The organism is uncultured Megasphaera sp., assembly GCF_958350005.1.
GTDB lineage: Bacteria > Bacillota > Negativicutes > Veillonellales > Megasphaeraceae > Megasphaera.
This window is the reverse complement of record NZ_CATWFF010000043.1, coordinates 1-13,071: the sequence shown is the minus strand read 5'-3', so window position 1 is coordinate 13,071 and position 13,071 is coordinate 1. Positions and strand designations below refer to the sequence as shown.

Genomic DNA, 13,071 nt, shown 5'->3' with positions numbered 1-13,071 from the left:
GAATACTGCTGCTCATGAATATTCCATGATTTTGCATCAGACAGGACACCTCCGTACTGTCACTTTTCTCCTTGCATAGTATGCATTTTCTGCCGTTTTATGCTATACTAGGGCCATGCAATTGGGGCAGGAGGTGTTTTATGGATACAGGACTGATTCACATATACTGCGGCGACGGCAAAGGAAAGACGACGGCTGCGCTGGGGCTGACAATCCGCTGCGCCGGCCAGGGCGGACATATTCTCTTTGCCCAGTTTTTAAAAAGCCGGCCGACAGGAGAACTGTCCGCACTGCAGCGGTTTGATACGATTACCGTACTTCGCAGTAAAGGCGTGGAAAAATTTACCTTTCAAATGACGCCGGACGAACTGGCAGCGACGAAAACAGAGCAGACTGCCCTGTTTGATACAGTAATGAAAACATGCCGGCAAAACCGGCCGGACATGGTCGTATTAGATGAAATTCTGCCGGCGTGCACGCTGGGGCTCGTAGACGAACAGGCTGTACTCGCTTTCCTGGACAGCAAGGCAGCGACGCTGGAAGTTGTCATGACTGGCCGCACACCGCCGGCATCGTTTCTTTCCAGGGCCGATTACGTGTCGGAAATCTGCAAGCGAAAACATCCCTTTGACCGGGGCATAGGTGCCCGCATAGGAATTGAAGAATAAAGGAGCATATGCAATGAATAGATCCCACATATTTCAGGAAGTCCGCCGCCATGGTGCCGATCTGACAGCACTGCGCCGCCATTTCCATGAATATCCGGAATTATCGAAAAAAGAAACACAGACTATGGCGTACATTCAGGATACCCTCACAGCCTACGGCATTCCCAGCCGCCATATTGAAAAGGGCGGCATTATTGCCTGGATACAGGGGCGCCAGCCGGGAAAAACACTGCTCCTGCGAGCTGATATTGATGCCCTGCCTATTGAAGAAAGCGAAAAAAATCTATCTGTACCCCGCGTATGCCGGTCCAAACATGACGGCGTCATGCATGCCTGCGGACACGATGGGCATATGGCCATGATGCTTACAGCAGCCAATTTGCTGAATCAGTGGAAAGACCAGTGGGACGGCACGATTGTAATCATGTTTGAACAGGGCGAAGAAGAGTCAGGGCCGCTGGAATACTTACTCCATTATATTGAAGAAGAAAGTCCGTGGCATATCGATGCCTGCTATGCCACTCATGTCCGCTGGGATATTCCTGCCGGAAAAATCGCGGTCTGCCATGACGCGCCCATGGCCGGCGGCTTTGGCTTTGAAATCGTCATCAAAGGACAGGGCGGTCATGGCTCCCGGCCCGACTTGGCCAGAAGCCCCATCGACTGCTTCCATGCCTTTTACGGCGATCTCCAGGCCCTGCGCATGCGCACCGTATCTCCTCTGGACGGACTGACCATTTCTGTCGGTTCTGTTCACAGCGGCAGTGCCCTCAATATCATTCCCAACGAATTGACTTTCGCCGGAACGTGCCGGTTCTTCAGCTATGATCACGCAGGCAAGCGATTTTATGAAGAATTTCATACTATTTTGAAGAATGCCTGCCAGACCTATGGCTGTACCTATGAAATCCTTCATATGCCCAAACCGCTGTTTGAAGTACAGAACAATCCGGTCTGCGTTTCTCTGGCCGAAGAAGGTATCCGCACAGCTATGGGTGACGATGTACTGACAGACTGCATTCCCTGGATGGCCTCTGAATCCTTTGCCATTACGACGCGGCTCTATCCGGGTGTCCTGACTTTTACGGGCATTGAAAACAAGGAAAAAGGCTGCGGCGCCAATCATCACACGCCGGAATTCGATCTCGATGAAGACGGCCTGATCTATGGCACGACAGCCTGCCTGAGCTTTGCTTTGACCTATTTGCAGGAAAAGCCGGATATTCCCTTTACGCGTCCTGATGAACCGCTGTCTGAGCTGGCAGCCCGCAATATATAAGAATACGAAAACGCCTTTCTTCCCACAGCCAGGAGAAGAAAGGCGTTTTTTATTGATCCTGCAATTCCGGCGCATCAGAAAATGTCATGGACTGTACCGTTTCATTATCTGCAGAAAATACAATGACGCCGCGAATTTTTTTATGCTGCAGAAGCATGGGAAGCCACGTGCGGTCGCCTTGCCACATCTGTGCATACGGCAGGGCCTGGGGATCAAACCACTGAGGCTCCATTTCTTCTGTTTCATGAATGCATCCTGTATACTGACGGATAAAATATACGTATCCCAAATGGTTGAGTTCCGGTGCAGCAGCAAATTGAAAATCAAGGAGCCCTGCCAGTTCCAGATCCTGTTCACTGGCGTGCAGTCCCGTTTCTTCCCGGAGTTCCCGCACAGCACACTGGCGGAACGTTTCTCCTGCCTCAATCTTGCCGCCAAACCCATTCCACTTCGATACGCCAAATCCCCGCTTTTTTCGGCCCAGCAGCATGCGGCCCGATGCATCTACAGGAAAGCATAAGGTCGTATCTCTCATCGTTTTTTGTGGAAGTATTCGTGTTCCTTGGACAATTCCTGCAAAATCATCTGAATAGTCCAGGAAATATTCGTAGGCGTCACCATTGCCTTTAAGGGCACACTTTTCAACCGGCCCCGGCGAATACCGTCCAGCAGAAGGTTCACGGCCTTATGATCGAACCCGCAAAGGACAAGGGCTTCTTTCGTAACCGGCTCAGCCTGTTCATCAAATTCGACGTTTTTATCATGAACTTTCGTATTGCCTTCTCCGGCTTCCTGCGATGCAATATCTGCAATTTCTTCTTCCGTCAGGCCCAGCAAGGTACCGACAGTTGCCGTTTTTTCTTCTTCCTTGACTACTTTAATCTGTGATTTAGTCAGCAGTCCCAGAAGTTTAAGTACAGCCAGCCGTTCCGGCGTAAAATTTACGGCCAGCATCATCCGATATGCCATAGTTTTATTCTCCTTGTAAAAAAACCGCTGCGGTACTTCCTACCACAGCGGTCTCTCACTACAACTTACACTAATTCGATGATTACCATCGGAGCTGCATCGCCCTGGCGAACACCAGTTTTGATGATGCGCGTATAACCGCCCTGACGGTCTTTGTACTTCGGTGCAATTTCGTCAAACATTTTTTTGACAACGCCTTCGTCCATGACATATGCCAATACCTGACGACGTGCATGCAGATCTCCGCGTTTTGCAAGAGTCAGCATTTTTTCAGCAACTTTACGAAGTTCTTTTGCTTTTGCTTCGGTCGTTTCAATGCGTTCATGCTGGAATAAAGAAGTAACAATGCTGCGCAGTAACGCTTTACGTGCAGAGCTGTCACGTCCCAACTTTCTATAACCCATCGTTCATCCTCCTCGAATTATTCATCGTTGGATTTTAATTCAAATCCGTAATCTTTCAGTTTTTCGATGATTTCATCTACAGACTTCTTGCCCAGATTGCGAATCTTGGACAAATCATCTTCCGTCCGTTCTACTAAATCACCAAGCGTGTAAATATTAGCACGCTTCAAGCAATTCGACGCACGTACTGACAAGTCCAATACGTCGATCTTAACCTGGCTGAGTTCAGGACCTTCCGGTTCTTCCGGTTCTTCTCCATCTGGTGTCGTAAAGGGTGCCAATGCTTCATTGGCTGCCGGATCAGAAGCGATCTTTTGGAAGTAATCCAAATAACTTACCATAATGGAGGCGGCTTTAGCCAATGCGTTTTCAGCGGCAATGCTGCCATCTGTCTTCACTTCCAGCGTCAACGAATCATAATCCATTTCGTTGCCGACCCGAATATTGCCAACTTCGTAATTGGTACGGACAATAGGCGAAAAAATCGAATCAATGGGAATGACACCAATAACATCGGTATCTTTCTTATTCTTCGTCGATGGAACATAGCCTTTGCCGCGTTCAATGTGACACTGCATGTGAATATGTCCATCCGTATCCAGCGTTGCAATATGAAGTTCCGGGTTTAAAATTTCTATGTCTGAGTTTACATCAAGATCTTTTGCGGTAAATTCGCATTCACCAGAGACATCAACCGTAATATCCATTTCGTCGATTTCGTCGCGCGTGAATTTCAGACTAAGCTGTTTCAGGTTCAGAATGATTTCTGAAATGTCTTCCCGAACCCCAGGTAACGTCGAAAACTCATGCAATACGCCGTCGATTTTAATAGAGGTGATTGCTACGCCATCCAGTGACGATAAGAGGACGCGCCGCAAACTATTGCCCAATGTGATTCCGTACCCCCTGTCGAGAGGTTCGCATACGAATTTTCCATACGTACCGTCGTCGCTTCTGTCAACGGTTTTTACTTTAAATTTGTTATCATCAATCATCAGGAAAATCCTCCCATTCCAGAATCAAAACAACTTGGTTGGTATCTCTTATACGCGTCTGCGTTTCGGCGGACGGCAGCCATTATGCGGGATAGGAGTAACGTCTTTAATGGAGTTAACTTCGAGACCAGCTGCCTGCAAAGCACGAATTGCGGCTTCACGACCGGATCCAGGGCCTTTGACGAAAACTTCAACCTGACGAAGGCCGTATTCCATAGCAGCTTTTGCAGCCTGTTCAGCAGCCATCTGTGCGGCAAACGGCGTGCTTTTACGGGAACCACGGAAACCGAGACCGCCTGCACTTGCCCAGGACAGAGCATTTCCCTTTGCATCGCTGATCGTAACAATCGTATTGTTAAATGTAGAACGAATATGAGCTGCACCCGATTCTACATGTTTCTTTTCTTTTCTTTTATTGCTTCTGACATTCTTAGCCAAAATCGTTTCCCTCCTTACTTAAAGAATCTTATTTCTTCTTACCTGCTACAGCTTTTCTCGGACCTTTACGCGTACGTGCATTGGTCTTGGTGCGCTGACCGCGAACGGGAAGACCTGCGCGATGACGTTTGCCGCGATACGAATTAACTTCGATCAGGCGTTTGATGTTGAGTGCTGTGTCGCGGCGAAGATCGCCTTCAACTTTATAATCAGAACCGATGACTTCACGAATTTTCTGTACTTCGTCTTCCGTCAAATCGCGAACGCGGGTATCCGGGTTTACGCCAGTCTTCGCCAGAATCTGCTGGGAAGAAGAAAGACCAATACCTAAAATGTAAGTCAAACCAATTTCAACTCGTTTATCACGTGGTAAATCCACACCGGCTATACGTGCCATCTATTCATCCACCTCCTGTCTATTAACCCTGTTTCTGTTTATGTTTCGGATTTTCGCAAATAACCATTACACGGCCTTTGCGTTTAATGATCTTGCATTTTTCACAAATTCTTTTAACTGACGGTTTTACCTTCATAATTACCCTCCTGCGTGAACAATCTTACTTGAAGCGGTACGTAATACGACCGCGATTCAGATCATACGGTGTCAATTCCATCGTTACTCTGTCACCGGGCAGGATACGGATAAAGTTCATCCGCATTTTACCGGAGACATGAGCCAGCACGATATGCTCATTTTCCAACTTTACTTTAAACATGGCGTTTGGCAGCGCTTCCACGACGACGCCTTCTACTTCAATGACATCTTCCTTAGACATGTGTATCCTCCCTGGTCAATTTCATCCTGGCCTGGTTCACAGCAGCTCGTATCCATTCGTTGCTGAGCTTCAGGGAACCTGCACCACTATCGAATACGTTCGTTCCCACTTTCTGGAGATGCCGGCAATTTTTCTTCTTCGGCTTATCCAAGCTGTATTTTCTACCGTCAGCAATCCATACATAGGGATAATCCAGTTTGCCGACAACGATGTACAGACCATTTTTATCTCTGCCTGCACAACTTTTAACGACTGTGTAAACAGACATTTCCATGGGCTCCATCATTCCGGCAAAGTCAGGATTTCCGGACCGTTTTCCGTAATGGCGACGGTATGTTCAAAGTGGGCAGCCGGCTTTTTGTCAAGCGTAACGACAGTCCAGCCGTTTTTCAGCTGCTTAACCCGTTCTGTCCCCATGTTGATCATCGGTTCAATAGCCAGCACCATGCCTGCTTCCAGCAATTCCCCATGTCCGGCAATGCCGTAATTGGGAACTTCCGGTTCTTCGTGCATGTCTGTGCCAATACCGTGACCTACATAATCACGGACAACACCATATCCAAATGATTCGGCATAAGCCTGTACGGCATGGCCGATATCACCCAAGTGATTTCCTACTACTGCCTGTTCAATGCCCTTATAGAGACATTCTTCTGTCACCTTGAGAAGCTGGAGAGTCGCCGGATCGACGTGACCTACAGGAATGGTCACTGTTGAATCTCCATGATAGCCATTTTTGTTTACTACTAAATCAATGCTGATTATATCTCCATCTTTCAGCTTGCGGCGGCCAGGAATCCCATGGACAACTTCTTCGTTCACACTTGCACAAATCGTTGCCGGAAATCCATAATAGCCCTTGCAGCTTGGAAATGCTCCGCAACTGCGGATGTATTCTTCGCATCGCTGATCCAGCTCACCTGTGGTAACACCCGGTTTGGCCAGCTTTTTCATCAACTGCAGAGCATTGGCAGTAATGCGGCCAGCTTCACGAATATACTCAATTTCCCGTTTAGATTTTAAAATAATCATTCTTATTTTCTCTTTTCAAGACTGGCAACAATATCTTGGAATACTTTTTCCATTCCCTGTTTGCCGTCTATTTCAATATACAAATTCGAGTTTTTGTAGTAATCAATAAGCGGTTTGGTCTGAGCAGCATATACTTCGAGCCGTTTTTTTACGGTTTCAACTTTATCATCATCGCGCTGATACAGCTCGCCGCCGCACTTATCGCAGACTCCCGGCACTTTGGACGGCTTGAACGAAACATGGTACGTCGCACCGCAGGAGCGGCAGATCTGGCGACCTGTCGTCCGCTTAATGAGTTCATCATCAGGAACGGAAATGTTGACAACACCATCCAGTTTAATTCCCAAATCGCTTAAAATAGCGTCCAGGGACACAGCCTGTGATGTCGTGCGCGGAAAGCCATCAAGAATGAATCCTTTTTTGCAGTCATCCTTTGCCAGACGTTCTCTGACAATACCAACCGTAACTGCATCCGGAACGAGCTGGCCGTTATCCATGTACTTCTTGGCTTCCAATCCCAGGGGAGTCTGTTCCTTTACAGCTGCCCGGAACATATCACCTGTGGAAATCTGCGGAATGCCATATTTTTCAATTAACCGTTCGGCCTGTGTGCCTTTGCCGGCACCGGGAGGCCCCATTAACAGAATGTACATTTATCTCGTACCCCCTATCACTTCATAAATCCCTGATACTGTCTATTCAGGACCAGTGATTCTGCCTGCTTCATCGTATCGATGGCAACGCCAACAACGATAAGCAGCGCCGTTCCACCGAAATACACGCCTTCAATGCCTGTAATCCAGCCGATGAAATTCGGCAGAATAGCAATAAAGGCCAAGAAAAACGCACCAGCTAAGGTAATGCGGGTCATGATCTTGTCGATATACATGGCCGTTGGCTGACCGGGACGAATCCCAGGAATAAATCCGCCGTACTTCTGCATGTTTTCCGTAAGCTGTGGGATATTCAGTGAAATTGCTGTATAAAAATAGGTGAAGAAAATAATCAGAATAGCGTACGCAACCGTATTGGTAACGGTGCCCCATGCAAACCAGCTTGCAATCCACTGAATTGTTTCATTCTGCACAAACTGTGCAATCGTAATCGGAAACATCAGTACAGACGAAGCAAAGATGATGGGAATGACGCCGGCCTGATTTACTTTTAAGGGAATATGCGTAGAATGACCGCCGTACATTTTACGTCCGACAATCCTCTTTGCATACTGGACCGCTACGCGTCTCTGTCCCTGTGTCACTTCAATGACCACGATGATCATGAAGAGCGCAATCAAGGCAAACAATACTACCTGAAAGATATTAATGGATCCGGCCTGGACATATTTGTACACAGTCATACATCCGTCTGGGAACCGGGCAACGATGCCGGCAAAGATGATCAGTGAAATACCATTGCCAATACCGCCGGCTGTAATCTGATCGCCAAGCCACATGAGGAAGCACGTGCCGGCTGTCAAAATCACAGCTACCATCAGTACCATAAACCAACTGTCATTGATCAGGGCGTTGTTCACTTTCAGGGCATAACTCATGGCAATCGCCTGAATAAACCCGAGAACAACTGTTCCGTACCGTGTAACTTTCTGAATCTTTTCACGGCCGTCCTGATTATCTTTTGCCCACTGTTCAAACGTAGGCACAACCGAGGTAAGCAGCTGCATAATAATGGACGCGTTGATGTATGGCGTAATACTCATGGCCAGAATAGAAAACTTGCTCAGAGCACCGCCGGAAAACAAATCCAACAGACCAAATAAGTTGCCGCTGCTGAAGAGATTTTCAATGACTGAGGCGTCTACCCCTGGAACAGGGATATGGACACCTAGTCTGAAAATGATGAACATGATTAAGGTGAAGACTGCCCGTTTCCGGAACTCCGGAACGTTCAGCACATTCTGGATGTTCTCTAACACCTTAGATCACCTCTACTTTACCACCAGCTGCTTCAATTTTTTGCTGCGCCGATTTCGTGAAGCCCTGTGCTACAACAGTAAGGGATTTTTCCAATTCACCATTGCCGAGTACACGAACACCATCGCAGACATTTTTAAGAATACCGGCTTCTACCAATGCAACCGGATCAACAGTCGTGCCGTTTTCAAAGCGATTCAATACAGATACGTTAATTTCTGCATACTGTTTGGCCCAGATATTTTTAAAGCCCCGTTTTGGAAGCAACCGATACAATGGCATCTGGCCGCCTTCAAAGCCCGGACGTTTGCCGCCGCCGCTACGGGAAAGCTGGCCTTTCATGCCTTTGCCGGCAGTTTTGCCGTTGCCGGAACCAATACCGCGGCCTACGCGATTACGTTTTTTCTTGGAACCAGGAACAATTGTCATTTCATGAAGTTTCAATTCAGCGCACCTCCTTCTATATTATATTATATTTCTTCTACTTTTACCAAGTGTTCTACTTTATGAAGCATCCCTTTAATCTGCGGGGTAACTTCTTTTACAACGCTGGAGTTCGTCTTATGCAGACCGAGTGCAGCAACCGTTGCACGCTGATCGCCAGGACGACCTGCCAAACTCTTTACGAGCGTAACTTTTACTTGAGCCATCTTGTGTATCCTCCCTTATTAACCGTAAATTTCTTCTACAGTTTTACCACGGAGTTCAGCCACTTTATTAACATCCTTCAAGCGGCTCAAGCCTTCGATCGTCGCCTGAACCATGTTGTTCGGGTTGGAAGAACCAATGGATTTCGTCAGGATGTTGCGTACGCCGGCCAATTCCAATACGGCACGTACAGGGCCGCCAGCAATAACGCCAGTACCTTCAGCAGCCGGTTTCAGGAATACCTGACCTGCTCCGAAAATACCCGTAACCGGATGGGGAATAGAACCATTTTTCAAAGAAACGGAAACCAAATGTTTCTTAGCGTCTTCAACGCCTTTACGAATTGCTTCAGGAACTTCGCCGGCTTTCCCCAATCCTGCGCCTACTCGGCCGTTGCCGTCACCAACAACAACCAATGCACTGAAGGAAAAACGACGGCCGCCTTTAACTACCTTAGCAACACGGTTAATGAATACGACATTTTCTTGTAATTCGAGACCTGCATGGTCGACTTTTGCCATGTGTTATTTCCTCCTTGATTAGAATTTCAAGCCAGCTTCACGAGCTGCTTCTGCCAGCGTAGCTACACGGCCATGATAAATATAACCGCCGCGGTCAAATACGACCGTCGTAATGCCCTTTTCAAGAGCACGTTTTGCTACCAGAGCACCGACCAGTTTAGCACCTTCAGCATTACCGCCGCTCACGTTCTGAGCTTTAATTTCCTTATCCAAGGAACTTGCGGAAACCAAAGTTACGCCCTGCTGATCGTCGATAATCTGAGCATAAATATTGGAAAGGCTACGGAATACGTTCAGACGGGGACGTTCTGCCGTGCCGTTAATGTGCTTACGCAAACGCCAATGACGTTTTAAACGAATTGCATTTTTACTGGATTTCAAGGAATTCACTCCTTTCTATAATCACGCTACGTTACTTATTTTTTCGTGCCAGCTTTACCGGCTTTACGACGAACATGTTCGCCAGCATATCGAATACCTTTTCCTTTATACGGTTCAGGCAGACGGTATTTGCGAATCTTGGCGGCAAATTCACCAATAACTTCATTGTCAGCACCGGAAACTACGATCTGCGTAGCGCTCGGGCATGCAATGGTAACACCCTGCGGTGCTTCCAGTTCCAGGGGATGAGAGAAACCAAGAGTCAAAGCAAGTTTTTTGCCTTTCATCTGGGCTCTGTAACCAACGCCGACAATTTCCAATTCTTTCTTAAATCCTTCTGTAACGCCTTTTACCATATTGGCAATGAGGGCGCGAGTCAAACCGTGCAGTGCACGATGATCTTTATCGTCAGACGGACGTTCTACAGTGATGACGTTATCAGCAACTGTAACTTTCATATCCTGGTGCAGCGTACGTGTCAGTTCACCTTTCGGACCTTTTACGGTAATAACCTGGCCATTAAGGTTGACGTTTACGCCTGCCGGGATATCAATAGGCATTCTACCTACTCGAGACATATTGACACCTCCAAAAATTTACCAGACGTATGCGATAACTTCGCCGCCCAAACCAAGTTTACGAGCTTTTTTATCGCTCATAACACCTTTAGACGTAGAAATAACAGCGATTCCCAAACCGCCGAGAACGCGCGGCAGTTCTTCTTTGCCAGCGTACACACGCAGACCAGGTTTAGAAATTCTCTTAATGCCGGTAATTACTTTTTCTTTATTAGAACCATATTTTAACGTAACTTTCAGCGTTTTGCCTTCGTTTACGGATTCATAATTCTTAACGAAGCCTTCTTCTTTTAAAATTTCCAGCACAGCGGCTTTCAGTTTGGAAGCAGGCATTTCTACTTTTTCATGATATGCCGAATTGGCGTTACGGATTCTCGTAAGCATATCCGCAATCGGATCGGTCATTGCCATAATCTAAAAACCTCCCTTCGTAAAATACATTTACCAGCTGGCTTTTTTAACGCCAGGAATTTGTCCTTTATAAGCCAGTTCACGGAATGTAATACGGCAGATGCCAAATTTACGCATATAACCGTGAGGACGGCCGGTTACTTTGCAACGATTGTGCAGGCGTACCGGAGATGCATTGGCCGGCAGCTTGGAAAGCGCTTCATAGTCGCCTTTTGCTTTTAATTCAGCGCGAAGCTTGGCATAGCGGGCAACCATTTTTTCACGTTTCTTTTCACGTTCAAGCATAGATTTCTTTGCCATGTATATGTATCCTCCTTAATTACTTTTCAAACGGCATTCCCATCAGCTTCAGCATGTCACGGCCTTCTTCATCCGTCTGTGCTGTCGTAACGATGGTGATGTCCATGCCGCGTGCTTTATCGACCTGATCATATTCGATTTCCGGGAATATGAGCTGTTCTTTCAATCCCAGTGTATAGTTGCCGCGGCCATCAAAGCCAGTAGCACTGACACCATGGAAGTCACGAACGCGGGGCAGAGCCAAATTCATCAGTTTATCGAGGAATTCATACATCCGTTCACCACGGAGCGTTACTTTGCAGCCAAGGTTCATACCTTCACGAATTTTAAATGCTGCAATGGATTTTTTAGCTTTCGTAATGATCGGTTTCTGACCGGAAATGATCGTCATGTCGTTTACAGCAGCATCCAACGCTTTGGAGTTGGTAACAGCTTCACCGACAGCCATGTTGATGACGACTTTCGTAAGCTTCGGAACCTGCATTACATTTTTATAATTATGTTTTTCCTGCAAGCCTTTTACGACTTCAGAAAAATATTTATCTTTTAATCTGGACACTCTCAAGGGCCTCCCTTCTACAAGTTAGATAGCTTTGCCGCTCTTAACGGCAGTACGAACTTTCGTACCATCGGCCTGCTGAACCATTTTAACGCGAGTCGGCTTGCCGCTTTCAGGATCTACGAGCATAACGTTGGAAACGTGAATAGCCGCTTCTTTCGTAATAATGCCGCCTTGAGGATTGCTCTGGCTAGGTTTCGTGTGGCGCTTAACCAGGTTAAGGCCTTCTACAACGACACGGTCTTTTTTCGGAAATGTTGCAATAACCTTGCCTTTTTTGCCTTTTTCTTTACCAGCGATTACGATGACCGTATCGCCTGTTTTTACGTGCATTTTACCCATTGAGAACACCTCCTCCGCTTATAATACTTCCGGAGCCAGGGAGATAATCTTCATGAAGTCTTTATCACGCAATTCTCTGGCAACCGGCCCAAAAATACGAGTGCCTTTCGGGCTTTTATCATTATTGATTACAACTGCTGCATTTTCATCAAAACGGATGTACGAACCGTCAACGCGGCGCAATCCTTTTTTCGAACGAACGATAACAGCCTTTACTACGTCGCCTTTCTTGACAACGCCACCGGGTGATGCATCTTTTACAGATGCAGTAATGATATCACCAATGTTGCCATATTTACGATATGAGCCGCCCATGACTTGAATGCACAAAATCTTTTTGGCGCCAGTGTTATCGGCAACATTCAACATAGTTTCTTGCTGAATCATGGCTAAACCTCCTAAATTAATTCAAGCTTATTTAGCTGCTTCTACGATTGTAACAACACGCCAATGTTTCTGTTTGGACAGGGGACGAGTTTCTTCAATGCGGACGATATCGCCGACATGGCATTCGTTCTTTTCATCATGTGCTTTGAACTTTACTGTCGAGATAATCGGTTTTTTATACAGCTTATGCTGCGTCTTGTATTCAACAGCAACAACAACGGTTTTATCCATTTTATCGCTGACAACTTTACCTACGCGAATTTTCCGTTCATTTCTTTCCATCTGTGCTTGTGACCTCCTTTTAGATTCCAATTCACTGCGTTGTTACGCTTGCGCTTTCAGTTCTGCTTCACGCTGTACCGTTTTGATGCGAGCGATCGTCTTTTTGACTTCGCGAATACGCATTGGATTTTCTAATTGGCCGGTCGCATGTTGAAAACGGAGGTTAAACA

Annotated in this window: 26 protein-coding genes; 2 read left to right on the top strand and 24 right to left on the bottom strand. The window is 46.8% G+C overall.

Annotation, left to right across the window (positions count from 1 at the left end):
- The first annotated feature begins 140 nt into the window (after window positions 1-140).
- Both Q3886_RS04095 and Q3886_RS04090 read left to right on the top strand, forming a co-directional pair.
- Complete coding sequence (locus Q3886_RS04095) at window positions 141-668, top strand: cob(I)yrinic acid a,c-diamide adenosyltransferase (RefSeq protein ID WP_301859892.1); 528 nt, start codon at window positions 141-143, stop codon at window positions 666-668.
- A gap of 13 nt (window positions 669-681) precedes the next feature.
- Window positions 682-1,947, top strand: coding sequence for a M20 family metallopeptidase (locus Q3886_RS04090; RefSeq protein WP_301859891.1), 1,266 nt, complete (start codon window positions 682-684; stop codon window positions 1,945-1,947).
- A gap of 49 nt (window positions 1,948-1,996) precedes the next feature.
- Here Q3886_RS04090 and Q3886_RS04085 read toward each other — a convergent pair whose 3' ends face one another.
- The 24 genes from Q3886_RS04085 to rpmC form a co-directional block, all read right to left on the bottom strand.
- On the bottom strand, window positions 1,997-2,482 hold the full coding sequence (locus Q3886_RS04085; RefSeq protein WP_301859890.1) for an 8-oxo-dGTP diphosphatase: 486 nt from the start codon (window positions 2,480-2,482) through the stop codon (window positions 1,997-1,999).
- Window positions 2,479-2,916, bottom strand: a complete 438-nt coding sequence (locus Q3886_RS04080) for a DUF3783 domain-containing protein (RefSeq protein ID WP_301859889.1) — start codon at window positions 2,914-2,916, stop codon at window positions 2,479-2,481. Before Q3886_RS04080 ends, Q3886_RS04085 begins: the two co-directional genes overlap by 4 nt.
- A gap of 65 nt (window positions 2,917-2,981) precedes the next feature.
- Entirely contained in the window at window positions 2,982-3,320 is a 339-nt protein-coding gene (gene rplQ / locus Q3886_RS04075; RefSeq protein WP_301859888.1) for a 50S ribosomal protein L17, read from the bottom strand.
- A gap of 17 nt (window positions 3,321-3,337) precedes the next feature.
- Window positions 3,338-4,315 carry a DNA-directed RNA polymerase subunit alpha gene (locus tag Q3886_RS04070; RefSeq protein ID WP_301859887.1) on the bottom strand — a complete coding sequence of 326 codons (978 nt, stop codon included), beginning with the start codon at window positions 4,313-4,315 and terminating at the stop codon, window positions 3,338-3,340.
- A 48-nt stretch (window positions 4,316-4,363) separates the two neighbouring features.
- Window positions 4,364-4,753: a 30S ribosomal protein S11 gene (gene rpsK, locus Q3886_RS04065; RefSeq protein ID WP_301859886.1), complete on the bottom strand. Its 390-nt coding sequence runs from the start codon at window positions 4,751-4,753 to the stop codon at window positions 4,364-4,366.
- 28 nt (window positions 4,754-4,781) lie between these two features.
- A complete protein-coding gene (gene rpsM, locus Q3886_RS04060) occupies window positions 4,782-5,150 on the bottom strand; it encodes a 30S ribosomal protein S13 (protein WP_062411232.1) in 369 nt (122 codons plus the stop codon).
- 22 nt (window positions 5,151-5,172) lie between these two features.
- Entirely contained in the window at window positions 5,173-5,286 is a 114-nt protein-coding gene (gene rpmJ / locus Q3886_RS04055) for a 50S ribosomal protein L36 (RefSeq protein ID WP_020311734.1), read from the bottom strand.
- Window positions 5,287-5,310: 24 nt separating this feature from the next.
- Window positions 5,311-5,529, bottom strand: coding sequence for a translation initiation factor IF-1 (infA, locus tag Q3886_RS04050; RefSeq protein WP_007391714.1), 219 nt, complete (start codon window positions 5,527-5,529; stop codon window positions 5,311-5,313).
- Window positions 5,522-5,797 (bottom strand): KOW domain-containing RNA-binding protein, encoded by a 276-nt coding sequence (locus tag Q3886_RS04045; RefSeq protein WP_301859885.1) that lies wholly within the window; start codon window positions 5,795-5,797, stop codon window positions 5,522-5,524. Before Q3886_RS04045 ends, infA begins: the two co-directional genes overlap by 8 nt.
- 14 nt (window positions 5,798-5,811) lie before the next feature.
- Window positions 5,812-6,561, bottom strand: coding sequence for a type I methionyl aminopeptidase (gene map / locus Q3886_RS04040; protein ID WP_301859884.1), 750 nt, complete (start codon window positions 6,559-6,561; stop codon window positions 5,812-5,814).
- 2 nt (window positions 6,562-6,563) lie between these two features.
- On the bottom strand, window positions 6,564-7,214 hold the full coding sequence (locus Q3886_RS04035; protein WP_301859883.1) for an adenylate kinase: 651 nt from the start codon (window positions 7,212-7,214) through the stop codon (window positions 6,564-6,566).
- 17 nt (window positions 7,215-7,231) lie between these two features.
- The gene (secY, locus tag Q3886_RS04030) at window positions 7,232-8,494 is read right to left on the bottom strand and encodes a preprotein translocase subunit SecY (protein WP_301859882.1); all 1,263 of its coding nucleotides are present in this window, start codon (window positions 8,492-8,494) and stop codon (window positions 7,232-7,234) included.
- Between the two features lies 1 nt (window position 8,495).
- A complete protein-coding gene (gene rplO / locus Q3886_RS04025; RefSeq protein WP_301859881.1) occupies window positions 8,496-8,936 on the bottom strand; it encodes a 50S ribosomal protein L15 in 441 nt (146 codons plus the stop codon).
- 26 nt (window positions 8,937-8,962) lie between these two features.
- Entirely contained in the window at window positions 8,963-9,142 is a 180-nt protein-coding gene (rpmD, locus tag Q3886_RS04020; protein WP_301859880.1) for a 50S ribosomal protein L30, read from the bottom strand.
- A gap of 18 nt (window positions 9,143-9,160) precedes the next feature.
- Entirely contained in the window at window positions 9,161-9,661 is a 501-nt protein-coding gene (gene rpsE / locus Q3886_RS04015; protein WP_301859879.1) for a 30S ribosomal protein S5, read from the bottom strand.
- Between the two features lie 18 nt (window positions 9,662-9,679).
- Window positions 9,680-10,042, bottom strand: coding sequence for a 50S ribosomal protein L18 (gene rplR, locus Q3886_RS04010; protein WP_301859878.1), 363 nt, complete (start codon window positions 10,040-10,042; stop codon window positions 9,680-9,682).
- A gap of 35 nt (window positions 10,043-10,077) precedes the next feature.
- Window positions 10,078-10,620, bottom strand: coding sequence for a 50S ribosomal protein L6 (gene rplF / locus Q3886_RS04005; RefSeq protein ID WP_301859877.1), 543 nt, complete (start codon window positions 10,618-10,620; stop codon window positions 10,078-10,080).
- Window positions 10,621-10,638: 18 nt separating this feature from the next.
- Complete coding sequence (gene rpsH, locus Q3886_RS04000) at window positions 10,639-11,031, bottom strand: 30S ribosomal protein S8 (protein ID WP_301859876.1); 393 nt, start codon at window positions 11,029-11,031, stop codon at window positions 10,639-10,641.
- Window positions 11,032-11,061: 30 nt separating this feature from the next.
- On the bottom strand, window positions 11,062-11,331 hold the full coding sequence (rpsN, locus tag Q3886_RS03995) for a 30S ribosomal protein S14 (RefSeq protein WP_301859875.1): 270 nt from the start codon (window positions 11,329-11,331) through the stop codon (window positions 11,062-11,064).
- A 19-nt stretch (window positions 11,332-11,350) separates the two neighbouring features.
- Window positions 11,351-11,890: a 50S ribosomal protein L5 gene (gene rplE, locus Q3886_RS03990; RefSeq protein WP_301859874.1), complete on the bottom strand. Its 540-nt coding sequence runs from the start codon at window positions 11,888-11,890 to the stop codon at window positions 11,351-11,353.
- A 24-nt stretch (window positions 11,891-11,914) separates the two neighbouring features.
- Window positions 11,915-12,223, bottom strand: coding sequence for a 50S ribosomal protein L24 (gene rplX / locus Q3886_RS03985; RefSeq protein WP_367881549.1), 309 nt, complete (start codon window positions 12,221-12,223; stop codon window positions 11,915-11,917).
- 27 nt (window positions 12,224-12,250) lie between these two features.
- On the bottom strand, window positions 12,251-12,619 hold the full coding sequence (gene rplN, locus Q3886_RS03980; protein ID WP_301859872.1) for a 50S ribosomal protein L14: 369 nt from the start codon (window positions 12,617-12,619) through the stop codon (window positions 12,251-12,253).
- A gap of 27 nt (window positions 12,620-12,646) precedes the next feature.
- The gene (rpsQ, locus tag Q3886_RS03975; RefSeq protein WP_301859871.1) at window positions 12,647-12,901 is read right to left on the bottom strand and encodes a 30S ribosomal protein S17; all 255 of its coding nucleotides are present in this window, start codon (window positions 12,899-12,901) and stop codon (window positions 12,647-12,649) included.
- Window positions 12,902-12,943: 42 nt separating this feature from the next.
- Window positions 12,944-13,071 (bottom strand): 50S ribosomal protein L29 (gene rpmC / locus Q3886_RS03970; protein ID WP_301859893.1); only part of this gene is annotated, 128 nt, incomplete at its 5' end.